The sequence below is a fragment of the Pseudomonas amygdali genome, from assembly GCF_002699855.1.
GTDB lineage: Bacteria > Pseudomonadota > Gammaproteobacteria > Pseudomonadales > Pseudomonadaceae > Aquipseudomonas > Aquipseudomonas amygdali.
Window position 1 is genome coordinate 1 of record NZ_LKBW01000319.1, and the last position, 22,821, is coordinate 22,821.

27 protein-coding genes and 2 pseudogenes are annotated in these 22,821 nt (G+C 61.0%); 24 read left to right on the forward strand and 5 right to left on the reverse strand.

Annotation, left to right across the window (positions count from 1 at the left end; translation table 11 throughout):
- Positions 1–35 precede the first annotated feature (35 nt).
- Positions 36–557, reverse strand: a pseudogene (locus tag AO277_RS26235) (phage portal protein); the annotation flags it as partial.
- Complete coding sequence (locus AO277_RS26240) at positions 484–2,538, reverse strand: terminase large subunit domain-containing protein (protein WP_044319063.1); 2,055 nt, start codon at positions 2,536–2,538, stop codon at positions 484–486. The gene AO277_RS26240 and the pseudogene AO277_RS26235, both read right to left, overlap by 74 nt.
- Positions 2,539–2,699: 161 nt before the next feature.
- On the opposite strand from AO277_RS26240, the pseudogene AO277_RS26245 reads away from it, so the two are divergent.
- The 3 genes and pseudogenes from AO277_RS26245 to gpM all read left to right on the forward strand — a co-directional run bounded on the left by AO277_RS26245 (position 2,700) and on the right by gpM (position 5,355).
- Positions 2,700–3,612, forward strand: a pseudogene (locus tag AO277_RS26245) (GPO family capsid scaffolding protein).
- Between the two features lies 1 nt (position 3,613).
- The gene (locus tag AO277_RS26250; protein ID WP_044319062.1) at positions 3,614–4,636 is read left to right on the forward strand and encodes a phage major capsid protein, P2 family; all 1,023 of its coding nucleotides are present in this window, start codon (positions 3,614–3,616) and stop codon (positions 4,634–4,636) included.
- On the forward strand, positions 4,633–5,355 hold the full coding sequence (gpM, locus tag AO277_RS26255; RefSeq protein WP_044319061.1) for a phage terminase small subunit: 723 nt from the start codon (positions 4,633–4,635) through the stop codon (positions 5,353–5,355). The genes AO277_RS26250 and gpM overlap by 4 nt, the downstream gene beginning before the upstream one ends.
- A 142-nt stretch (positions 5,356–5,497) precedes the next feature.
- Here the strand turns inward: gpM and AO277_RS26260 are convergent, their stop codons facing one another.
- The gene (locus tag AO277_RS26260; protein ID WP_044319060.1) at positions 5,498–5,794 is read right to left on the reverse strand and encodes a hypothetical protein; all 297 of its coding nucleotides are present in this window, start codon (positions 5,792–5,794) and stop codon (positions 5,498–5,500) included.
- A 35-nt stretch (positions 5,795–5,829) separates the two neighbouring features.
- Here AO277_RS26260 and AO277_RS26265 point away from each other — a divergent pair, with 35 nt between their 5' ends.
- Genes AO277_RS26265 through AO277_RS26360 form a run of 21 tightly spaced genes read left to right on the forward strand, consistent with a single transcriptional unit; the run spans position 5,830 to position 21,211 of the window.
- Positions 5,830–6,291: a head completion/stabilization protein gene (locus tag AO277_RS26265; RefSeq protein ID WP_044319059.1), complete on the forward strand. Its 462-nt coding sequence runs from the start codon at positions 5,830–5,832 to the stop codon at positions 6,289–6,291.
- Complete coding sequence (locus tag AO277_RS26270; protein WP_044319058.1) at positions 6,288–6,731, forward strand: phage tail protein; 444 nt, start codon at positions 6,288–6,290, stop codon at positions 6,729–6,731. The genes AO277_RS26265 and AO277_RS26270 overlap by 4 nt, the downstream gene beginning before the upstream one ends.
- Positions 6,721–7,398 carry a phage virion morphogenesis family protein gene (locus tag AO277_RS26275; protein ID WP_044319057.1) on the forward strand — a complete coding sequence of 226 codons (678 nt, stop codon included), beginning with the start codon at positions 6,721–6,723 and terminating at the stop codon, positions 7,396–7,398. Before AO277_RS26270 ends, AO277_RS26275 begins: the two co-directional genes overlap by 11 nt.
- Before the next feature lie 14 nt (positions 7,399–7,412).
- Complete coding sequence (locus AO277_RS26280; RefSeq protein WP_044319056.1) at positions 7,413–8,525, forward strand: DUF2586 domain-containing protein; 1,113 nt, start codon at positions 7,413–7,415, stop codon at positions 8,523–8,525.
- Positions 8,526–8,528: 3 nt separating this feature from the next.
- Positions 8,529–8,981, forward strand: coding sequence for a phage protein (locus AO277_RS26285; RefSeq protein ID WP_025994408.1), 453 nt, complete (start codon positions 8,529–8,531; stop codon positions 8,979–8,981).
- Positions 8,981–9,193, forward strand: a complete 213-nt coding sequence (locus AO277_RS26290; protein WP_025994407.1) for a TraR/DksA family transcriptional regulator — start codon at positions 8,981–8,983, stop codon at positions 9,191–9,193. Before AO277_RS26285 ends, AO277_RS26290 begins: the two co-directional genes overlap by 1 nt.
- The gene (locus AO277_RS26295; protein WP_044319055.1) at positions 9,190–9,396 is read left to right on the forward strand and encodes a hypothetical protein; all 207 of its coding nucleotides are present in this window, start codon (positions 9,190–9,192) and stop codon (positions 9,394–9,396) included. The genes AO277_RS26290 and AO277_RS26295 overlap by 4 nt, the downstream gene beginning before the upstream one ends.
- Entirely contained in the window at positions 9,393–9,920 is a 528-nt protein-coding gene (locus AO277_RS26300) for a lysozyme (RefSeq protein WP_025994405.1), read from the forward strand. Before AO277_RS26295 ends, AO277_RS26300 begins: the two co-directional genes overlap by 4 nt.
- Positions 9,917–10,396 carry a lysis system i-spanin subunit Rz gene (locus AO277_RS26305; protein WP_044319054.1) on the forward strand — a complete coding sequence of 160 codons (480 nt, stop codon included), beginning with the start codon at positions 9,917–9,919 and terminating at the stop codon, positions 10,394–10,396. Before AO277_RS26300 ends, AO277_RS26305 begins: the two co-directional genes overlap by 4 nt.
- Before the next feature lie 33 nt (positions 10,397–10,429).
- The gene (locus AO277_RS26310) at positions 10,430–10,720 is read left to right on the forward strand and encodes a putative phage tail assembly chaperone (RefSeq protein WP_044319053.1); all 291 of its coding nucleotides are present in this window, start codon (positions 10,430–10,432) and stop codon (positions 10,718–10,720) included.
- Between the two features lie 20 nt (positions 10,721–10,740).
- A complete protein-coding gene (locus tag AO277_RS28670) occupies positions 10,741–10,884 on the forward strand; it encodes a DUF6890 family protein (protein WP_371411891.1) in 144 nt (47 codons plus the stop codon).
- Positions 10,885–10,889: 5 nt separating this feature from the next.
- Positions 10,890–13,253, forward strand: a complete 2,364-nt coding sequence (locus AO277_RS26315; protein WP_044319052.1) for a phage tail tape measure protein — start codon at positions 10,890–10,892, stop codon at positions 13,251–13,253.
- Positions 13,253–13,570, forward strand: a complete 318-nt coding sequence (locus AO277_RS26320; protein ID WP_025994401.1) for a DUF2590 family protein — start codon at positions 13,253–13,255, stop codon at positions 13,568–13,570. The genes AO277_RS26315 and AO277_RS26320 overlap by 1 nt, the downstream gene beginning before the upstream one ends.
- Positions 13,567–14,736, forward strand: coding sequence for a baseplate J/gp47 family protein (locus AO277_RS26325; protein ID WP_044319051.1), 1,170 nt, complete (start codon positions 13,567–13,569; stop codon positions 14,734–14,736). The genes AO277_RS26320 and AO277_RS26325 overlap by 4 nt, the downstream gene beginning before the upstream one ends.
- Complete coding sequence (locus tag AO277_RS26330) at positions 14,733–15,257, forward strand: phage tail protein (RefSeq protein ID WP_029242418.1); 525 nt, start codon at positions 14,733–14,735, stop codon at positions 15,255–15,257. Before AO277_RS26325 ends, AO277_RS26330 begins: the two co-directional genes overlap by 4 nt.
- An 8-nt stretch (positions 15,258–15,265) precedes the next feature.
- Positions 15,266–17,608, forward strand: a complete 2,343-nt coding sequence (locus AO277_RS26335; protein WP_044319050.1) for a phage tail protein — start codon at positions 15,266–15,268, stop codon at positions 17,606–17,608.
- Complete coding sequence (locus tag AO277_RS26340) at positions 17,605–18,105, forward strand: hypothetical protein (RefSeq protein ID WP_044319049.1); 501 nt, start codon at positions 17,605–17,607, stop codon at positions 18,103–18,105. The genes AO277_RS26335 and AO277_RS26340 overlap by 4 nt, the downstream gene beginning before the upstream one ends.
- Entirely contained in the window at positions 18,095–19,027 is a 933-nt protein-coding gene (locus tag AO277_RS26345; protein WP_044319048.1) for a hypothetical protein, read from the forward strand. The genes AO277_RS26340 and AO277_RS26345 overlap by 11 nt, the downstream gene beginning before the upstream one ends.
- Positions 19,024–19,560, forward strand: coding sequence for a baseplate complex protein (locus AO277_RS26350; RefSeq protein ID WP_044319047.1), 537 nt, complete (start codon positions 19,024–19,026; stop codon positions 19,558–19,560). Before AO277_RS26345 ends, AO277_RS26350 begins: the two co-directional genes overlap by 4 nt.
- Complete coding sequence (locus AO277_RS26355; RefSeq protein WP_044319046.1) at positions 19,557–20,255, forward strand: hypothetical protein; 699 nt, start codon at positions 19,557–19,559, stop codon at positions 20,253–20,255. The genes AO277_RS26350 and AO277_RS26355 overlap by 4 nt, the downstream gene beginning before the upstream one ends.
- A complete protein-coding gene (locus AO277_RS26360; protein ID WP_044319045.1) occupies positions 20,240–21,211 on the forward strand; it encodes a phage baseplate assembly protein V in 972 nt (323 codons plus the stop codon). The genes AO277_RS26355 and AO277_RS26360 overlap by 16 nt, the downstream gene beginning before the upstream one ends.
- A gap of 7 nt (positions 21,212–21,218) precedes the next feature.
- Here AO277_RS26360 and AO277_RS26365 read toward each other — a convergent pair whose 3' ends face one another.
- Together AO277_RS26365 and AO277_RS26370 are read right to left on the reverse strand one after the other, a co-directional pair.
- The gene (locus AO277_RS26365) at positions 21,219–21,749 is read right to left on the reverse strand and encodes a DUF4411 family protein (RefSeq protein WP_044319044.1); all 531 of its coding nucleotides are present in this window, start codon (positions 21,747–21,749) and stop codon (positions 21,219–21,221) included.
- Positions 21,742–22,821 (reverse strand): ImmA/IrrE family metallo-endopeptidase (locus AO277_RS26370; RefSeq protein WP_257214250.1); only part of this gene is annotated, 1,080 nt, incomplete at its 5' end. The genes AO277_RS26370 and AO277_RS26365, both read right to left, overlap by 8 nt.

Genomic DNA, 22,821 nt, shown 5'->3' on the forward strand with positions numbered 1-22,821 from the left:
TTCGGTAGTTTTTTCATCGCTCCATCCTCTCAAAGGTTGGAGTCTCCGAGAAACCCGGGGCGGTTCACACGCAACTCGTCCTCGTCTTCCTCGGTCAGGTTCGGGTCGTTGGTGTAGAAGATGTAGCCTGCGTGCGCACCGTTGCTGTAGTAGCGCCGGCGGAACAGCGTGGCGGCCTCGTTGAGTAGCAGCGCCTGCAGGCCGCCCAGATACTCCGGTACGCCATAAATGTTCTGCTCGACGTCGTAGTTGAGGACGTGCTCGATCTCGTGCGCTTCAAACTCGGTTTCCCGCCCGTTCTGCTCCAACTGGGCGAAACCGCCGTCAACCTTCACGCGCATGTTGATGGCGGGCAGGTGCAGCAGCTCCAGGATCTGGCCGAACGCATTTGGTACCCGGTAGAAGTAGGCTTCGCCAAATACCATGAAGTCCAACGCAGCCCGACTCATATCGGCCACTGTCAGGCCGGCTGAAGGGATGAACTCACGCAGCAACAGGTTGCGTTTGAACCCTGGTATCGCGCCGTGGTGCGCGTTGGCCTTGAGTAGCCTTGCCAGGCCCCTGCGCGAAACCGGTGGCGTGTAGAGACGACCGTCGTCGCTGGGGAATACGCCCAGGTACTGCGCGATGTTGTCGGTCAGCACCGATTCCGGCGCGCCGAACGTGAACGCTCGCATGGGCCGTTGCGCCGGTTTTTCCTGCTGCAGGGTTTTTGGTTTTGCCATGGGAAGTTGATCCAGTGAGTGCGTAGCGACTGCGCCGCTTTTTGTCCGTGTTGAGGGGTTCGTACTGCAGGGCGTGCATGACCGCCCAGGCCACGTCCGCGTGGCCGGTAGCGTCTGTGCGCGAAGCGCTGTAGGTGACCTGGCCGCTGGCGGTCGTGCCGCGCTTGATCGTCAGGAAGGCCTGGGCGATATCGTTCCAGCCGGCGTCCCACTCGATGCGGCTGCCCTGGATGGTGTCCTGCGCCTTGAGCACCAACAGGTTCTTGGTTTCCAGGCTGTAATGGATTGAGGTCGCACGCGGGTAGAAGTCGCGCACCAGGTCGAAAACGCCGTAACCGATGCCGGTCGTATCGATACCGATGTGCTGGACGTTGAAGCGCTCGGTCAGCTTTTTGACCTGCTCGGCCTGGTACTTGAACGACTGACCACGCCAGCTGTACTTCTCCAGGATCCGGAACTTGCCGCCGTTCTCCAGCGGTGGTGCGATGACCACGCAGGTTGCGTCGTCGCGTGTCCGGCTTGGGTCGTAACCGATCCAGACCGGGCTGTTGCCGTAAGGGCGCGGGTCGTCCGGATCGAAGTCGGCCCAAAGCGACAGGTCGGAATAGCAACGCTCCAGATCCGCCAGGGCAAAAGCGCTCTGGCTGCTGTCGATGAACTTGCACATGAACAGCTGCTGGAACTTGTCGTCGTCGTACTCCAGCTGCAGCTGCTCAAGGTCGAACAGATCGCAGCCGCCGGCGATCGCGTCCAGGATGGTGATCACCTTGCGCCATTGACCGTCCGGACACAGCGCGCCGGCTGAGATCTGCTTATCGCTCGGCCAAGGATCCTTCGCGGCCTTGCGCTTGCTGTTGCGGAATTTCTCGCCCTGCCAGAAGGGATAGGCCTGGTGTGAGACGGCGCTGGGCGTTGAGAAGTAGGTTTTGCGCCACTTCTTATGGGTCGCCATGGCACTGGCCACGGTGTTCAGTTTCTCGAAGTCGCGGATCCAGAAATATTCGTCGACGTACACATGGCCATGGTGACCCTGTGCGGTGCTGCTGTTGGTGCTGAGAAAGCGCAGCTCGGCCCACGGCTTGCCGTCCTTGCTGAGCACGATCGGGTTGCCGGTTAGCTCCAGGCCGAACCAGGACTGGGCAAAGGCGATGATGTAGCTGCGGAAGATCTCGGACTGGGCGCGGCTGGCCGACAGGAACACCTGGTTATCACCGGTCAGCACTGCATCCATGAAGGCTTCGCCGGCGAAGTAGTACGTCAGGCCCACCTGGCGACTTTTGAGGATGTTCCGGATCCTAGCGGTAAGCGGGTTCTGTTTGGCCGCGAACAGCTCTTTCTGGTAGCCGTACATTTTGCTGATGAACTTGTCGAGAAAGTCGACCTCGGTCAGTTCGCTGACATCGTTCTTGACCTTCTTTTCCCGCTTCTTGCCGTCGCGCTTGCCGCGATCCCGGCGCTCGCCGCGCTGCTCGTTACGTCGATGGCCATCGTCATCCTGTTCATCACGCGCCGGCGCAAGAGCTGGTTTTGCGCATTGCTTGGCCAGCCGCTCTCGAACCGTCGTCAACCGGTCCAACTCGTCCAGATCGCTTTTGCTGAGGCTCTCTGTCTTTTCAAGGAGCAGCGTGATCCGCCGGCTGACTGCAGTCAGCGGCTCTTCATCCGTCAGCATGTCTTCCCAGCCACCGACGCGGATCCAGTGGTAGACGATCCCGATGTTGGGCAGGTTGAGTTGCGCCTGAATTTCCTTGGCCTTGTGGCGGCGCAGAAACAGGCGTTTGGCGGCTTCTTTGACTTCGGTTGAGTAGTACATGGGCCGCAGTCTATGCGGCGAAAACGCGGAAAACGTGCTGTTAAATTCCGCGTCTCTCCTAGAACTTGAATATAGGAGAAGCGCGAAAGTAAACCGTTTGTTGGAAGGGTTGCGGCTCCCTATCTTGGGGCCTCAACCAACCGATGAGCGCAGTTCCTCCCATGCCCCGTTCCCTTGTCAGCTTCTGGAAACGCGTCGCCACCAGCGGTCCTACCGTCGATGGTCGCGTCATTACGCCCCAGGAACTGCGCGACATCGCCGAGACGTACAGCACCGCCACCTACACGGCCACCATCTGGGCTGAACATGAACGCTGGCCAGGCTCCTACGGCACCGTGTTCGCCGTGCGCCTGATCGAAGATGTCGAGGGCCTGGCCCCCGGCCAGGTCGCGCTGGAAGCGCAGTTGAAGCCCAACCAAAAGCTGCTGTGGCTTAACGACCAGGGCGAAAAGCTTCGAGATCATGCCCGACTTTGCGGGCACCGGCAGGGCCTACCTGACCGGGCTGGCCGTCACTGACGAGCCGGCGAGCTTGGGCACCCAGGAACTCTATTTCTCCCGCAAGACAGGCAAGCCCGTGCACTACGCGGCGGCTGTCCCGTTCGGGACGATCGGTGAAGAGGAACCGCAGGGCGAGGTGGCCAAGCTGTTCAACCTGTTCACCGGCCTGTTCAAGCGCTTTGGCATTGAAGAGGTGCCAGAAGAACCCTCCCCGCAAACCCCTATCGAGAGCAAACCCCCAATGGATGAAGCTACAGCCAAAGCGCTGCAGGCCTTGATCGAACAGCAACTGATCATTGCCGCCGGCATTCAGGCGCTGATCGACAGCTTCGCAGAAGCCCCACCAGCCCCTGACCAGGCTCCGATCGATGACGTGCAGGCAGCCGTCGACGGCATCGTGGCCACCGCCGAAGAAGAGAAGCAGTTGAGCCGCAAGGCCTCCAGCAACGCTGCTGTTCTTGCCGGCCTCGCCAAACTTGAGGCGCGATTCTCCGCACTGGTGGACAAGCCAGAAGGTCGCCATCTGTCGCGCACGACCGGTGCGAATGACCCGAAACCGAAGCGGGTACTCTGACATGGCCCAGTCACTGAGCGCTTACGGCGCGAAAATGTTCGCGGCCCTGCAGGTTTCCCTGGCTGAGTCCTACGGCGTCGAGCTGGCCAGCAAGACGTTCAGCGTCGAGCCTTCGATTGCCCAGGAACTCAACGAGGCGATCACCCACAAGTCCGATTTCCTGCAGCGCATCAACGTCATCCCCGTGAGCGAGATCAAGGGGCAAAAGGTGTTCCTCGGCGTGTCCGGTCCTGTGACCGGTCGCACCAACACCAAGACCACCGACCGCGAAGCCAAGGACGGTTCGGCGCTGGATGACAGCCAATACGAGCTGTTTTCCACCGAGTCCGACGTCAGCCTGCCTTACGCGAAGATCGACGCCTGGGCCAAGTTCCCGGACTTCCAGCAGCGTTACTCCGCTGCTGTGCAAAAGCAGATCGCGCTTGATCGTTTGATGGTGGGTTTTCACGGAACACACGCTGCTGTCCAGACTGATCTCGTAGCCTTCCCAATGCTGCAAGACGTGAACAAGGGCTGGCTGCAGATCGCTCGTGAGCAGATCCCGGAACAGGTGCTGAGTCAGGGCCTGGAAGCAGGCAAGATCAGTCTTGGCGACGGTGGCGACTATGCCAACCTCGACGCCCTGGTGCACGACACCAGGCAGATGGTTGACGAGCGTGTCCGTGATGGCGGCGATCTGATCGCAATCATCGGCAGCGACCTGCTGGCCGCTGACAAGGCCAAGCTGTACGCCAAACAAGGCGACGTGCCGACTGAAAAAGAACGCATCGAAGACGCTCAGGTCATCGCAACCTATGGTGGCCTGCCGAGCTTCAGCGTGCCGTTCTTTCCGGTCAACGCCGTGGTGGTCACCAGCCTCGACAACCTGTCGATCTACTTCCAGGACTCCAGCTGGCGCAAGCAGACCGTTGATAACCCGAAGCGCTCCCGCGTCGAGGACTACAACAGCCGCAACGAAGGCTATGTGATCGAGCAACTGGAAAAGTTCGCCATGGCTGAAAACGTTGCAGTGGTGAAAGCATGAGCCTGGCACTGGCGCACAAACGCCGTGTGATCGCCGAAGGCCCAGCGGCCGCGAGCGCCGGTGCCCGCATGGCTTACTCGGCTGACACCGCGCTGTCCAGTCCTGCCAATGCCCGCAAGCACTTGAAGCTGATGGAGGACGCCTTGGCGGGCGACCTGGAGCGCATCAGCGCAATCAATAGCCGCGAACAACGGCAGACCCTCAAGCGCGAAGAGCTGCTGCCCAAGTACCTGGAATACGTACAGCGTTACCGCGATTCGGAATTGAATTTCCAGAACTCGGTGCTGGCGTATGTCCTGATCTGGCTATTCGACACCGAGCAGTTCACCCAGGGCCTGGAGCTGGCTGACTTCGCCATGTCCCAGGGCCAGGCGCTGCCTGAGCGTTTCAACCGCGACATTCCGACATTCGTTGCTGACGAGGTGATCGACTGGGCCGAGGCTGAATTCAAGGCCAGGCGCAGCCCGGAGCCCTACGTTTCCAACCTGTTGCCCCGCGTGGATGGGGAATGGCAGCTCTTCGAGCGCATTCCGGCTCGCTACCACAAGTTGCTGGGATTGATTGCGCTGAACCGCCAGGACTGGCCGGTCGCAATTGCTCACTTCGAACGGGCAGAAGCGCTTTACGAAAGCATCGGCGTAGGGACGCGCCTGAATGACTGCCGCAGGGCACTGGCCAAGGTCCAGGCCAAAGAGAACGCCGGCAACGGCACCGAATAACCGACTACCCCCCCCCCCGGCGAGAAACTGTGGATGTGAGCCAACCATTTATGGCCCTGACCCACTGAAACAGTTTTCCCGCCCCTAATACAAGAAGCCCCGCTTCGGCGGGGCTTTTGAGAGGTTTTTGATGTTTAACGGGTTACTGCGAGAGCTTATCCACAGCCACCTTCCCCTCGGGAAAGGTCACGGTGGTCTCCAGATTACTGCCGCCAAGAATCTGGATACAACCTCTCAACGTCTCCACGTACCGGTCAGAAATCTTCAGCGCCTCTGCAACTGCTTCAGGCGGAAGATCCTGAGTTTCCAGACACATCAGGGCCAGCGAGTGCGCCTGTCTGAGTTTCCTTTCCGTCAGGGTCTGTTTTCGCTTCATAGCCATCTCGCGAGCTCTAAGTCGTTCCTTAAGGCAGATGATATTCCTGTCTACATCGTCCATTTCCCGTGTTCCTCCATTAGTGACAGGAAAAGTGTATGAGCTTTTCCGGAAAACCCACGGTGCTGGTGGACGAACGGATCGAGAACGACGGCTTTTGGCCCGACTTGTCCGTATCCGAGTTTCAAAAGGGTTACCGCCTGCCGGCGGAATACCTGGTCGAGATGCTGACGGCTGATCTGACCATGGCCATGGTCGAGGTCAATACCGACCTGGCCAAGCTTAAAGCGCGATGGCAGGGCGCTGGCGTGTCCAACGTTGAGTCCGCAGACACCACCGTCCTGCCAGAGCGCACCTTTCAGGCGGCCACGTACAAGCGTGCCGTTTACAGCCGGGCCAAAGCCAGCCTGCTGACCCAGTTCGCCACCGTCAATCGCCGTGAAAGCGCCGAAAACATTGGCAAAGAGCTGCCCGAGCGTTCGGAAACCTTCCTCGCCTTCAGCCAGGCTGCCGTTCGGTCGCTGCAGGGCCGTGGCCGCATCACGGTGGCACTGCTGTGATCAAGCTCAAGGCGTTAACCGCCTACCTGCTCGATCGCCAGCTGGTCGCCCCGGAGCAGCTCGACAGTTGGACCGACCAGGTGCAGGTCGAGCTGATCTGGAAGCCCGACACCGACGGTATGCACATGGGTGACATGAACTATGGCGCGACCATCGCGATCGAGCGGTTCGCGGATCACCCGGCGCGCCTGTTCGCCCTGGTGGGCAGTTGGCTGGAAACCCACGATCAGGACCGCGACGGCCTGCCCAATGTGGTGTTCGACGTGACCATGCTCGACAACGACCTGGCTGACGTCGACATCAAGCTGCAGTTCACCGAGGCCCAGTGCCTGGCCGAGGATCTGACCGGCGAAATCGAGGCCTACGGCAAGACCTGGTCGTTTGTGCCCTTCGAACTGTGGGTGGCCGAGTCGGGCGAGGTGACCAGCCATGGCGCGTAGCACGTTCGATCTGGACATTCGCGGCATGCTCGATGCCCAGGATCTGCTGGCCCTGTTGGGACTGCCAACGCCCAAGCGTAAGCGGCTGCTGAACAACGTCGCCAAGCGCGTGCGCAGCCTGAGCAGGCAGCGGATCCGCAATCAGCAGAACCTGGACGGCACCCCGTTCGAAGCCCGCAAGGACACGTCCAAGGGCAAAAAGAAGATGGAAGCGGGTCTGGGCAAGCTGCTCGATGTCACCCGGCTGACCGGTAACGAGGCCGAACTGGGCTGGCGCAACACCCTGACCCGTTGGGTTGCTTCGCAGCAACACAACGGTGTGTCCGAGCGACGTACCGCCGCGCAGATGCGCCAGTGGAACAAGGTGCCCGAGGGCACCGCCGCCACCGAAAAGCAGGCCAAGCGCCTGCGCCGTCTGGGTTTCAAGACCCGCCAGGAAGGCAAAAAGACCCTGAACCGCCCATCCGTGGCGTGGATCCAGCAACACCTGAACTACGCCAGGGCGGGATTGCTGATCCGCGTCCTGGACGACGAACGAGCCGAATCCACGGGTGCGCAAAGCTGGGACATCAAGCTGCCTGCGCGTCAGTTCCTCGGTGCCAGCGACAGCGAAACCAGCCAGCTGGTGAACCTGGTGCTGCAACAAATCCTAACTTCACCCCGCTAACGAGGCACCGCTTTATGGCACTCGGCAAAGTCAGCGTAAACAATCTCAACCTCGGCCAAGGTGCCGTGACCGAGATCGAACGCTATTTCCTGTTCATCGGTCCCGCTGCCAAAAACGTCGGCAAGCTGGTCCCGCTGGACACCCAGAGCGATCTGGACGTCCAGCTGGGCGTTCCGGACAGCGACCTGAAAACCCAGATCCTGGCAGCGCGCAGCAACGGCGGCGATCGTTGGGCCTGCGTGGCCGCTCCGATCGCAGACGACGTCACCTGGCAACAGGCGCTGGAAAGCGCGACCCGCACGTATTCCTTCGAAGCGGTCGTGATCGTCAAGCCGTCGACCACCCAGGCCGAGCTGTCGGCGATGCACGTCGCCGCCACCGATCTGAGCAACAAGCTGGGTCGACGCATCTTCGTCATGGCTGCCACTGCCGGCATCGCTCCCCAACAGACCTGGAGCGCTTACGTCGTCGAGCAGAAAGCCGTCGTCGATGGCCTGGCCGCGCCTCGCGTGTTGCCGGTACCGCAACTGCACGGCAACAACCTCGGCGTGCTCGCCGGCCGTCTGGCCAACGCCGCCGTAAGCGTTGCCGACACCCCCATGCGTGTGGCCACCGGCGCGGTCGTGGGTCTGGGCGCTGAGCCCAAGGATCTGGACGGTATTCCGTTGACCACCGCTGTCCTGACGCAACTGGACGCAGCGCGTCTGTCGGTACCGCAGACCTACCCGGACTATCCCGGCACCTACTGGGGCGACGGCAGCCTGCTGGACACCCCAGGCAGTGACTTCCAGGTGATCGAAAACCTGCGCGTCGTGGACAAGGCTGCGCGCCGTGTCCGGATCCTGCTGATCCGCTATGTGGGTGATCGGACGCTGAACAGCTCGGCCAACAGCATGGCGACCACCACGTCCAAGCTGATGGCCCCGCTGCGTGCGATGGCCAAGTCCACGAAGTTCGCCGGCCAGGTGTTTCCAGGCGAGATCGAGCAGCCCAAGGACGGCGACATCGTGCTGACCTGGACGAGCAAAACCTCTGTCGTGGCCTACCTCAAGCTGCGCCCCCTCAACTGCCCGAAAGACCTGACCGCGAACATCGCGCTGGACCTTTCCGTTACGGATTCGGAGTAACCCATGGCCGCAAAAATTGGCGGTAAGAACTTCGACGTGAACCTGGGCGATCTGCTCGTTCACGTCGAGGCCGGCACCCTGGACATCACGGACAACAGCACCGTGGCCCAAACCAAGGGCGTGCCCAACGGCCACGTCGACGGCGATGTGGCTGCAGCTGGCGAACTGGAGCTGGACACGACCAACTTCAATCTGCTGATTGAGCAGGCGAAAGCGTCCGGCAGCTTCCGCGAGCTGGAGCCGTTCGACATCGTTTTCTTTGCCAAGGCCGGCGAAGAGGAACTGCGCATCGAGGCGTTCGGCTGCAAGGTCCGCGTTTCCAGCCTGCTGAGCATCGATCCGAAGGGCGGCGCGAAGAACACCCACAAGGTGCCGTTCGATGTCACCAGTCCGGACTTCATCAAGATCAACGGCGTGCCATACCTGGCTGCTGCTGAAATCGAGGGCCTGACGTAATGGTCTGCCCGTTCGATCGCGCCCAGGCCCTGGAGCAGCGGCAACGCGACCAGGCCATTGCGGCCCAGTTGGCCAAGCCGCGAGCGAGCGGGCCAAGCCTCACCCACTGCCAGGACTGCGACAAGGAGATACCATCGGCGCGCCAGGCGCTGGGCGGCATGACCCGTTGCGTGCCTTGCCAATCCCTGACCGAAAAAGGACAGCGCCGATGAGCACCAATCAGGTCGCGCAGGACACCGCCATCGCCCTGGTGAAGGCATCGACGGCCATCGGCGTGGCCGCCACGGGCGCGACAGGGACCGTCGACTGGTCGTCGGTGGCCTACATGCTGACCGCCATTTACATGGTGCTGCAGATCCTGCTGCTGATTCCCAAGTACCGCCAGATGCTGCGTGACTGGAGGATCAAGCCATGAGCCTGCGCGTCAAGATTCTTACCGGTGTCTTGCTGGTCTGCAGCGGCACGCTGACCGCGTTCTTGGGCGAGTGGGAAGGCAATGGCCAGAACGTGGTGTATGCCGACAAGCTGGCCGGCGGATTGCCCACGGTCTGCAAGGGCATCACCCGGTACACCAGCCCGGATCCGGTGCGGGTCGGTGACTTCTGGTCCGACGCGCGCTGCGCCGAGGTGGAAAGCCTGGTCATCGCCAAGGGGCAACTGAGCCTGGCCGACTGCCTGACCAACCAGGCGATTGGACAGAACACGTTCGATGCCCTGAGCAGCCATGGCCACAACTTCGGTGTGCCGACGACGTGCGCGAGCCGTGCCGTGGGCCTGATCAACGCGGGCCGCATTGCTGAGGGTTGCAAGGCGCTGGCCTGGTCTGCAGACGGAACAACACCGGTGTGGGCCTATGTGACCGGTGGCGATGGCCGCAAGACCTTCGTGCGTGGCTTGCACAACCGCCGGCTGGCTGAAATGAGGCTTTGCCTGAAATGACCATCAGCCCGCTGCAGCTGCTATTTCGCACCCTGTTCGTCGGCCTCGTCATTTGGCTTGCCGTCGATTGGGCGCTTGGTCGGTACGAAACCGTTGTCCAGGAGCGCGACAGCGCCGTAAGCGAGCGCGATGGCTTACGCGAAGCCGCACGCATCAGCGGCGAGATGCTCGCAGCGCGTGACCAGCTCGACACCCAACACACGAAGGAATTGAACCGTGCGCTTACCAAGAACAGCGATCTGCAGCGCGCTGTCGCTGCTGGCATTGAGCGGCTGCGTGTCCACGCCACTTGTCCAGCCGGATCCGGTGCCGCCGGCACCGCCAGCCTGGCTGATGCAGGAACCGCCGAACTCACAACCGACGCTCGATCGGCTTATTTCACCTTACGAGACGAGCTTGCCCGCAGCCGCCAAATGATTCTCGCCCTGCAGGACTACATCCGCCAGGTCGTGCAACGCACGCCGGCACAACCCTGACCTTTTGCAACTCAACCTTACGGAAATACTGACATGAGCGAAGTAAACCGCAGCATCACCCTGGAACGTGGCGACAAGGAATTCACGTTCAACCTGAGCCCCCAGGTCATCACCAAGTACTTCAACGCCACCACCCAGGCCAACAAGGTCGCCCCGGCTCACAACCTGCTGATGGGCACCGTCAAGGACGAGGACAAGGCCGCACTGAAAGTGCTGCTGGAAAACCCGATCACCACCATGACCCTGGCCGGCGCGTTGCTTGAAGAGTATTCGCCGGACGTGGAAGTGATCGTAAAAAAGTCCTCGAACACGCCGAAGGCTTGACCCAAGACGGGCTGGGCCAGCTGCTGGCCCTGACCCACCGCTGGCTGCCTGGCGCAGAACCCACGATCGAGGTCATGGGCACCGCCAAGTGGCTTGAAGACGAACACTGGAGACGCATGGAGATCGCCGTGGCCAACGGCATCTCCACTGCCTTTAACGGATAACCCTGATGGCTGACCGTTCCGCCCGCCTGGCTTTCATCCTGAACCTGACCGACAAGGTCAGTGCGCCCCTGGGCAAGGTGAAAACCAGTTTCAGCGACCTTGCCGCCCAGAGTCAGCAGAACATCATCCAGATGGGCGCCGGCCTGGCTGGCATGGTGGGTGCGGGCACAGCCATCACTGAATCCCTGGAGCCGGCGCTGGAAGTGAACCGGGCGCTGGGTGACATGCGCGCCCTGGGCACTGCCGAGGACGCACTGGCGTCCCTGAACAGTAAAGCTCTGGAATTCTCGATCACCTACGCTGCCAGCGCCGCCGAGTTCGTGGCCTCGTCCCGCGTCATCGATGGCGCGATCAAGGGCCTGGTCGGCGGCCAGTTGGCCGCCATCACCAGTTCCAGCAACCTGCTGGCCAAGGTCACCAAGGCCGACGCTGAAACCACCGGCGCGTACCTGGGCACCATGTACAACCTGTTCAAGACCGAAGCCGACAAGATGGGTAAGGTCGAATGGGTCGAACAGTTGACTGGGCAGACCGCGCTGGCCGTGAAGCTATTCCGCACGGACGGTGCGCAGCTCAAGGACGCGTTCAAAGAGGTCGGTGCGATCGCCACGCAGGCCGGCGTCAGCGTGGCCGAGCAGATGGCCGTGATCGGTTCGCTGTCCAGCACCATGGAAGGCGGCGATGCCGGCGGACGCTACAAGGCGTTCTTTGAAAACATGGGCGCAGCGGCCGAGAAAACCGGCCTCAAATTCACTGATTCCACCGGCAAAGCGCTGCCGATGATCGAGATCCTGGACAAGCTGACCGCCAAATATGGCGACCTGACCAGCGCGTCTGCCGGCACCAAACTGATGGACGCGTTCGGCGGTGAAGGTGCCCAGGTGATCGGCGCGCTGGCCAAGGACACGGACCGGCTGCGCAGCGGCATCAGCGAGCTGGGCAAGGTCCGGGGTCTGGAGAACGCCGAGAAGATGGCCAAGGCCATGGTCGATCCATGGCAGCAGTTCGGCAAAGCCGTCGAAGCGCTGCGCATCGCGTTCGGCCAGTCATTGATCCCGACCCTGACCCCGCTGATGGATCGCCTGGTGGGCATCGCCCAGACGCTGACCCGTTGGACGCAGCTGTTCCCGAACATCACACGAATCATCGGTATCACGACGCTGGTGGTCTTTGGCTTCATCGCCGCGATGTCCATGCTCACCCTAGTGGTCGGTGTCAGCAAAATGGTCTGGCTGGGCATGCTCACGGTCTGGAAGCTGCTCAACTGGCAGGGCTTCAAGTCCATTGCCATGTTTCTGTTCCACACCGTGCTGGTCGCAGCTTTCGCGGCAGGCCTGGTGGTCCTGTACACCTGGATGGGCCTGGTGCGGGCCGGCATGCTGCTGTGGCAGGGCGCGATCTGGCTGGTCAACGCCGCCATGTGGGCCAACCCTGTGCTGCTGATTGTCGCCGGCATCGTCCTGCTGGCCGCCGCCGTTGTAGCAGCGGTCGTGTATTGGGACGAGCTGTGCGCGGCTTTGATGAACACCACCGCGTTCCAGTGGATCAGCGATCAGTTGGCCGGGCTGTCCAACTGGTTCGGCTCGATGGGCGGCTGGTCCGGCATCGCCAAGACGGCCTGGGACAGCATCCTGGCCACGGTGAAGGGCGCAATCAACGGCCTTATCCAGATGGCCAACAAGATCCCCGGCGTCAACATCGAGACGACGTTTGCAGATCTGCCGGAGCCACCAAAGGTGCCGGAGGTGCCTGGTCCCGTCGTGACACCGGGTCCGCAATTGCCAGCTGCAGTGGCTACACCCCCAGCGGGCACAGCGCCTGGGCCCAAGATGGCCTCGGCCGCGCCGGTACCGGCCAGCCAGCCGCCCAAGCCGCTGGCCCTGGTGCCGGATGCCGTCACCCGAGCGGCGCCGGCGCAGATCCCGGCGCCGAAGGTCCAGGTCTTGCCAGCGCCGCCGATCAGCGTGCTGCAACCCAACGTGCTGCCTTTCAAGCCACTACAGATGCCGGTCCCGCAGATCCAGAAGGGCGAGCCGATCAAGCTGCCGCCGGCACCGGCCGGTCTGGCGCTCCCGACGCCGGCCACCACCGGGTTGCCGGCGCGTGTCGAGAAGGTCATTCAGCTGCCTGCCCAGGCAGAGAAAGGCATCGAAGCCCGCAAGGCGGTTTCGGCCAATACCTCGATCAGTCCCACCAAACCCACAGCCGTCCCGAAAGGAGGACTGATGCAAACGTTCCAGAACCAGAACAACGCCCTGAACCCGCATGAGCGCCAAGGCATCCGCGTGGAAAAGGTCGAGATCCACACGTCCAAACCCATGACCCCACTGGAAATGGAAAACATGATGGCCATGGCGGTGGGCGGCTGATGAGCGAATACGTAGATCTGTTGATCATGAACAACGACCTGGTGCTCGATCCGGCCAGGCAGCCGCTGCTGGTGGATGACCGCGCCTCAATCGCCCAGGACATCGCGCACCTGATCCGCGAAAGCGGCCTGCTGATCACGCTGGTGGCCGAGCGCGACCGGCTGCGTCAACGCGACTGCATCCAGCAGATGGAGCTGCTGGTGGAGGACGACGAACGCCTGGTGCCAGGCACTGCGCAGATCGAGCAGACGCAGCCGGGCGTGTACCTGGTGACCGCCACGACCGTGAAGTTCGGTCAGGTGGAGATCTCCCTATGACCGTCGACTTCAAAAAGGCCTTGGGTGATTCCGGCATCCCGACCACTGAGGCCCAGCTCAAACAGGCCTGGGAAAAGCTCGCCGTCGAGCAGGGCAGCACGCTGACCAGCACCAGCGCATACAGCCCGTTCTGGCGGATCATCACCGCCCTGGTGACCAAGCCGGTGCTGTGGCTGCTGGAGTTTGTCAGCGGCACGGTCCTGCCGAACTTCTTCGTGAAGACGGCTGGCAACCAATGGCTGGACATGTTGGCCTGGGCGGTCAACGTCGAGCGCAAGGCCGCGACGGTGGCCACCGGTGAACTGCTGTTCACCCGCGCCAATACCGGCGGGGAACTGGAAGTGCCGATCGGCACCCTGGTCCAGTCTCCGACGCTCAACGGCCATATCTATCAGTTGGTCACCACCGAGCCGCGCAGCTTTGAGGAAGGGCAGAGCCAACTGGTCGTGCCGGTCAGGGCCGTGGGTGCCGGTAGCGGCTACAACCTGGCACCTGGTTATTACGCCGTCTTGCCTCAATCGGTGCCAGGCATCGTCCAGGTGGTGAACGCTGCAGAGTGGCTGCAGACGCCAGGCGCGGATGCCGAGCACGACGACCAACTGCGTCTGCGGGTCCGCAACCAGTTCTCAGCGGTCAACCAGTGGCACACCGACGCGGTGTATCGGGCGATCATCACCGGTTTTCCAGGCGTGGCGGCGGATGGCGTGTACTTCGAACACGGCGCACCACGTGGCCCAGGCAGCGCCAATGCGTTCGTGCTGTTCGACGCCGGCGTTCCGGCTGACACCTTCCTTGAGCAGATCAACACCCATATCCGCGACGGCGGCAACCATGGCCACGGTGATGATCTGCTGGCCATGGCCATGCCTGAAACCCTGCACGCGATCAGCGTCAACGTCTGGCCGGTGGCGAACCTTACGGCGCTGCAGCTGCAGACGCTGCAGACCGAAGTCGGGCTGTTCATCCGCGCCGCGTTTCGTGAAAGCACGCAGAGCGATTACGCCCCGACGCGCACCTTTCCCCAGTCCCGCTTCAGCTTCAGCCGGCTGACTGAAGAGCTGCACGTCCAGTTTCCCAACATCAGCTCGTTGCGTTTCGCCAATGCCGACATCGTGTCAGCGCTGACCATTCCCCGGATCCAGAGCCTGGCTGTGGTGCTGCAATGATCAAGCTCAAGCTGCCGTTCTGGCTCGAAGGCGTGGAGCTGACCAAGCTGGTCACCACTGCGCAGATCTGGTGGGAGCAGGTCACCGAGTGGCTGCGCTGGCCGTACCTGCAGTTCGACGCGGACACCTGCCACCTGTCCATCCTGGAACTGTGGGCCTGGCAGCGTGACGTCACCCGGTTTACGGCCGAGCCGGAAAGCCTGTTCCGACTGCGGGTCAAGTACGCCTTTATCAACTCCGTGGACGCCGGCAGCACTGCCGGTTTGAAGCGGATCCTGGAGCGCCTGGGCGTCGGTTACGTCGAGATCCAGGAACGCATGCCCGAGCGCGACTGGGACGTCGTGCTGCTCACCCTGAGCGATTCCCAACTGTCCGAGAACCCCGACCTGTTGCGCGTGCTGATCCGTCAGTACGGACGCACCTGCAGGCGGTACGACTTCGTGACCATCACACCCGTGCGGCTTGCTGTCGCCCTGGTCGATTTCAATGACGATCAGCAAACGCTGGTCGCCAGCCTTTAGGAGCCCTCATGGCTGCAAGCATCACACTCGCCGGCGAAAAGCTGATTGCCCAGAAGCAAGCGGCAAACCTGCCTCTGACCGTCGCCCGGTTCGTCCTGGCCAACGTGCCAGGCCTCAACGTCACCGGTCCCGTCAACCGCGCAGGCCTCAAGCCCCCAGCGGCGCAGATCGTCCACACGGCAAGTGTTACCCAGCAAGGCTTCGTCAACCCGAACCAGGTGGTCTACAGCCTGTTGATGGGCACCGACATCGGTGACTTCGACTGGAACTGGATCGGGCTTGAGACCAGCGACGACGTGCTGGTGTCGGTCGCTTACGTGCCGGTCCAGCAGAAGCGCAAGAACATCCTGCCCGACCAGGTCGGCAACAACGTCACCCGCAACTTCCTGGTGGTGTTTGACGGTGCCCAGCAGCTGACCAACATCAAGATCGATGCGAGCACCTGGCAGTTCGACTACACCGCCCGGATGAAGGGTATCGACGAGCGCGAGCGGCTGAGCAACCGTGACATGTTCGGTCGTGCCTGCTTCTTCGGTAGCGGCCTGCAGCTGCAGCGCGTGGGCAGCACGTACCAGGTCAGTCCTGGTACCGCGTATGTCGAAGGCGTGCGCCTGCAGCTGAACGAGACACTGCCGGTCACCGTGCCGTCGGTGCCGAACAAGGCCTGGATGGACGTGGTGCTGCAGCGTGAGCTGAACGATGTCGTCGCATCCTTCAAGGTCGTGTTCGGCCAGGAAGCGAAGGCCGACTACGTCGACAGCGCCTCGGCCAGGCACTACCTGGTCCCGCTGGCCGACATCACCGGTACCAGCACCTTGGTCGACCTGCGCCCGATCGAGGCGATCGACAGCGAGCTGGTGAAGCATTTCGCGGCGCGCGTCGGGGATTATCCGAAGCTCCGCGCCCGAGCGACGACCAAGGAGGACATCGGGCTGAGCAATGTGCCGAACGCGATCAGCGATGATCCTGCCAACAGCAGCAGCGCTGTGCTGGCCAGCACCAGGATGGTCAATGCCGTGCGCACGGCCATCTTCCAGGCCATTGCTGCGATCGTTGATGGCACCACCACGGTAGGCAGGGCTGCTCGCCTGGCCACGGCCCGAGCTATTCGGTTCAACGGAGCGGCAACCGGCGTCGGAACCTACGACGGCGCAGGTGATACCGATATAGCCCTGACGCTGGCTGATAGCGGCGTCGTGGCGGGGACGTACACAAAGGTAGCCGTCAACGCAAAAGGGCTGGTCACCAGCGGCGGCAATCCAACGACGCTGGCCGGCTACGGCATCACCGATGCTTACAGCAAGGTGGATGCGAATGGCAGTTTTGTGAAACAGAGCGGTGGGCCTGACCAGAAGAGCAATCAGATCAACATCGGCTGGACCGGCTCGTTGCTTAAAGTGAGCGTCGATGGCCAGGACTTGGGGCGGATCTGGACCGAGGCCACGTTCAACCCCAACGATAAGGCTAATAAAGCCAGCACCCTCAGCGGTTACGGTATTGCCGACGCCTATACAGTTCCGCAGGTGAACGAGCTGCTGGGCAGATACGCCTTGTCGGACTCGATCACATACATCGGTTTTGCGAGTGACAACCCTCAATTTCCTTATATGCGTCGTGCGTCGAACGGCGGTGTTTACTACCTTCAACCGCAGATCGGATACACGCCACCGCAGCAGGGCGGCGGTGCTGGCCAGCGCACCAACAAGCTGTTTATCGGCTGGTCGGACGTCGGGCTGAAACTGACGGTGGATAGCACTGACATGGGCCGGATCTGGACCGAGCAGTCGTTCGATCCCGGTCAAAAGGCCAATAAATCCAATTCCATTGCCGGATATGGGATCACCGACTGCTACACCGTCACCCAGGTCAATTCGTTGGTGTCTGCAAGGATCGCGGCTGACTCGATCACGACTGCAGGTTTTGCCGGTGACAACCCGGAATTGCCTTATTTCCGCCGCACCGCAACGGGTGCCGTTCACTACCTGCAGAAGCATATCGGCTACACGCCTGTGCAGCAGGGTGGCGGTGCAAATCAGGCCGGCAACCAATTACGTCTGGGATGGGCCACCAACGGCGCAGGTGTCCGTGCACAGGTGGATGCCACTGACCTCGGCCTGCTGTGGGGCGAACAGAACTTCTACCGCCCAGACAGCAACAACTTTCTGGCTGTTTCCGTCACCGCTACCGAAGTGCGGCTGCCTGCAGGCGGCACCTGGTGCTACTCGTTGATGCACTACTACTCCGGCGGCGCCGGCGTCATTGGCCGCAGCGGCCAGGCGGCGGGTGGAACGGTCATTTCATTCAGCGGCGGCAGCACTATTTACGGCTTTGCCTGGAGATACGCAGCATGACAGACACAGTAATCGAAACCCCCGAAGAGTTTTTGCCGCCTGTGTTCGCAGCGCCTGAGGAGCCCGCAGCGTTGGGCGTAACGTTCTCAGACGTTGCTTTTAAAAACGATGGCTCTTTTGTGATAACCGTTGCTGGCAACCGTTGTCACGTTACCGAGGACTACAACCCAACGCTTTATCAGGCCGTTATCGATTATTTGGAAGCCGGCGGCGACTCCACTGCGTACGCCGAGGACATTGTTGTCGAAGCCGACCCCGCTCTGCTGGCCAAACTCTGGATTGAGGCCAGCCTCAAGACCTCGGAAACGCTGTTGTCCGAATACCGCGATGCGCGAGATCTGGGCGGTGCGCTGCCGATCACCGCCAAACAGTTCAGCGAGCTGCTGACCTGGCGTCAGGCGGTACGCGAGTGGCCGCAGGTCGCGGGCTATCCGATCGAGGCGAGCCGGCCGGTTGTCCCGGCCTGGATTCAGACGGTGCTGAACAATGGCCAATGAGTGGGCACCGATCAAACTGCGCTGGCCTGAGCAGGCCACGCAGTGGATGGATCAGATGACGACAGCTCGTGATCTGATCCAGACGGAAATGGTGAACACCGGCCAGCGCGTCTCGATGCTGGCCGATATCGCCACGACCAGTCCTGGCCTGATCGCCGATGCGGCTCAGTCCGTGATCAGCGCAGGGCGCAGCGCGTTGGCCAGCCAGTTCGAAAACGTACCGTCCTGCATCGTCGTGACGCCGTTCCAGCACGGCATCGGCCAGGGCAGCGGTGGCCACCAGCGCTTTCTGTCTGCGCCGAACCTGCTGCAGCTGCTTGCCGACAAGTTAACCGATACGACGGACGCGGTCCGGCCCCAAGGCAAGCAGAGCGCCCTGGTGCTGATCTTCCTGGCGACGCGCCTGGATCAGCTTGCCGCCACGCTGGGCCGTTTCAACGTTGTGCTGCCCATGCCTGACCTGGTGCGCGCTGAACGTCGGGCCGAACACCTGGCGCGCCTGGAGCTGGAAAAGTGGGAAATGCCCATCGCCGGACAGATGCCGCTGTGGGGCCAGTTGCCGCTGCAGCGTTGTCCGATCACGAAGCTGGCCAGCCAGTCGATGGCCGGCCAACTGGCTGTGCTGGAGGGTTACGCGGCGGACAGCTCGCCCATGGCGGACCTGGCAGATCTGCAGGCGCGAAAAAAGGCGCAGGCCGAAGAGCGCAACCAGCAACTGGCCGACCTGAAAGCCCAGTTCAGCAACAGCGCTGATGACGTCTCGATCCAGTCGCGCACGCTCGGACCTGGTGACGCGGGCCAGCTGCGCCGCGAACTGCTCGAAGGCGAGGCACCTGGTCACGAATGGCCCCTGTGTGCCGGCGCACTGCTGGTGGGCTCTGCAGAGGGCCTGAGCTTTGTTCGTGAGCTGGTGGGCCTATGACGCTGCTGCTCAATGGCGAACAGATCATCGGTCACCGCATGAAGCTGACGGCCAACCTCAAGATCGAGGCCGACGACCTCGGCGGACAGACCTCGGGGACGGACAAGTCCCACAAGGGCTTCAAGCCCAAGACGCTGACCGTCGCGCTGACGATCCCCTACAAGAACCTGGATAACCTGCGCACCATCATGCGCCTGGCTGAATCGACCGAAGGCGGTGGCCAGCTACGCACCTATCGGATCGTGAACGACACGGCCAAGGCCTTCGGGATCCGCCAGGTCACGTTCTCGGACGGCGTCAGCGCCCGTGAAGACGACACTCTGGCGCAGTGGATCGTCCAGTTCACCCTGAGTGAAAAACTGTCGAACCCGGAGAAGGTCGAGAACCGGCGCGCTGGCAACGCCGTGTCGGCTCAATCAGCGCCTGGTGATGGTGTGGCAGGTTCTGGTGGATCCGTTACGTCGCCTGAAGAGCTGACCGGCTTTGAAGCGGTCCTGAAGAAGGTCGACAACTACCTGGGCGGCACGCCATGAGCATGAAGCTGCACAAGGTGCTGTCGATCGGCGGCGTGGTCGTGCCTCTGGTCACCGACGATGTTCGACTGGACCTCAAAAGTCCGGGCCGTGCCACGTTTACGATCAAGGCCGGTGCCACCGTCAAAGGGCTGGTGACGCTTGATATTGGCTACAACGAATCGGCCCTGCAGCGTCACTTCATCGGCTACGTGGAGCGCTGCACGGCCACCAACGGCGTCGAGCAGGTCGTGCTGTGTCGTGAAGTAGCCGCGGTGCTGGCCCAGCCGTTGCCGATGAACCTGCGCCATGTGGATCTGCGCGCCGTGCTGGCCGACATCAGCACCAGGACAGGCCTGCGCTTCCGTGTTCCGGATCAGGCCTACACCCGTGTCCGGACGCCGTTTTTCTACAACTTGGCGGCCGGGTATCAAGCGATGGACAGCATGGCGCGGGTATTCGGCATCAAGGACTTCGTCTGGCAGCAGCAGGGTGACGGCGAAGTATTCGTCGGTGCCTGGGCCGACAGCTTCTTTGGCGCTCGATCGCCGCTGCAGCTGCCGGTCAACCTGTTTGACGGCTACCAAGGCAACCAGAGCGCGATGATCGCAGCCTTACCAGGCCTGCGACCAGGCGCATCGATCAATCAGGGCGAGCGGATCACGAACGTTACGCTGTCCGGCACACAGATGGCCATCAAATGGACGACGCAATAAAACGCAGTGTAGAGCGCCAGTTTCCCGAGATTTCCGGCGGTTACCACCTGCCGCGCTTCGCCAAGGTCATGGCCGTGGCTGATGCTCCGGCCAGTGCCGGCGTCTGCGACGACTTTCGGCCGCGCTTCTCGGTCGACCTGCAGGTGATGGGGCCAGACGGCGAGATCGATCCGGCATTGCCGGTGCTGGCCGGCGTGCCGCTGCCCATGCCGGTGGGTGGTGATGAAATGGGGTTCTTTGCCTTTCCGGAGGAGGGCACCCAAGTGGTGGTGTGCTTCGCCTATGGCCTGCCTAACAAGCCCTACATCCAGACCATCCTGCCACACGGTCTGACGCTGCCGAAGGTGCCCAAGGGCGACCAGGTGTGGCAACACAGCGATGCGGTGCAGCAACGCGTCGACGCGGACGGCAACTGGTTGCGCAAGACCGACGGCAAGATCCAGGATCAGGCGATCGAACGCGAGGTCGACGCAATGACTAACGCCGAGCGCTTCCAGAGCCACACCAGGACGGTGGATGACCATTCGACCGAGTCAGTGGGTGGGGTGAAGAAGATCGAGGCCTTGGGCGCGCTCAAGCTGTTGTCTGGAGGATCTGCGAGCCTAGTGGCTTTGGAGGATCTGCACCAAGCTACCGCACGAGACTACAACCTGGTGGTGGGCAAAACCCACAACGCGGCGGTAGGTGTCGACATGCAGGAGAAAGTCCAAGGATTGCGCACTAGCGTGGCCGGCATCAGTCAACGTCTACAGGCGCCAAAGACGTGGATCGGTTCTGAAGGGGTCAACGTGCTGCGCATTCTCGGGGATACGCTTGATCTAATCGAGCAACTGGCCAATGAGTTGGTCACCCATACGCACGGGCCGTCGCCGGTGCCAACGCAGGCTGGTGCCTTTGCAGCGGATGCAATAAAGGCCGCGTTGCTTTCAGCAGAGTTAGGTTCAGTGACTCTTTAACTGGCCGCTACACGACTTCCGGATGCTTGAACAGGAAGTTGAGGTCGCTATGCTCGCTGAGCACGTCATACACAAAGTGTGTCTTCACACCCAGTTGGAGCGCGGCATCAGGAATTTGAATCTTCTTCTTCTGCTCAGGGTTGCTTAGTTCGTGCGTAATGATCTCGAAACCATAGGCCATAGCCGTCGCTATTAGAAAAGCATCTGCGACCTCAGTTTTCGCGAACTCAACCTTGGCAGCGGGTTTGAAATGCGTGCTACCCGCTGACCATGCCATGACCTCAGCATATTTTTTCATCACCAGCATATCATTGGTGTCAGGGATAAAGAATGTTTCTGGTAGGCCTATTGCCCACACTTTTACATCATCCCCTTCTTTGCCTTTCATTAGTTCGTCTTTTACTTTCGCTGTCGAACAGACTAATCCTGCCGAGTGGGCTTGTTCTACCCAGGTCCAGAAATGGCTGCAGAAATCAAAGCGATAATGAAAGTGCTTGGCCTGAAGAAAAATATTCGTGTCAATAAGATATTTATACATAAGGCCGAATATTCTTCTTGTATAGGTTCGTGACAGTGCCAGGGGTCACATTTAAAAGGCGGGCTGCATCACGTATCAGCACATTACCCTCCATGGTACGTTTGACCAGTGCGTTCGTGAGCCGTTTACTATTCCTTCCTGGGATAGTGTTATACGGGCTCCCGCCACTACTGGTCTTGGTTTTCCAACTAGCGGCGTAAACGCCGGAGTACGTAGCCTTGTCAATTTTTCCAAGGTCGTAAGCTCTTCTTGCCACTACCAGTCGACTGACTTTGAAATGCCTTGCTAGCTGATCCAAAGAGTGCGCTCTATCCCATAACTCGACAAACTCTTGGGCTGGTGTTAGTAGCTCTGCAGCAACTTTGTTGCATATGTATTCAATATCTGTAACGCTTTTGAATTCGTTAGGCGCAGGTAAGTCGGATACAGCACTTTCACCGATCCATATATGTGCAATCTCATGCGCTAAGGTAAATATCCAGGCTGCTTCCGAGTCTTTGCCGTTGATAAATACCAGCGGAGCATAATCATCACAGATTGCAAAGCCCCGAAACTCTGCTACCGATAGTCCTTTCGATGTGTTGCTTCGCACAATTCCACTTTTAAGTACCAGTATCCCAATACTTTCAAACCGCTCGCTCAGGGCAGAAAAATATTTTTCAGCCGTCGCAGCGCTCTTTCTAAGCTCGTAGGTTATGCCAGCAGCTTTCGCTATGTCATCGGCGACGGTTTTGATGGGGGTTTTTTTAGAAAATCTACCAATGAAGGGCAGTGGGTCGGCACCTGCTTCTTTAAGATAGTCGATAAACCAGTCCTGCTTTTTTTTCACATCCTCAAGCAACTCAAAGAAATCACTACCGAAAGGGTCAGGGTTCACGACCTGCCTCAGATCTGGCAGCACCGGCTTCTCGATCGGAGGCGGGGCGGGCAGGAACAGGAAGCCGAACGGGGTATTCGTCAGAGCGGCAACCTTTTCAAGCTGGGGTACCGTCAGATTGCCCTCTAAAGAGACTGTCAGAAATTTTGTGTTCGGGCATAACATGTAGCTAGAGGTGCATGTATGCCGACCAAA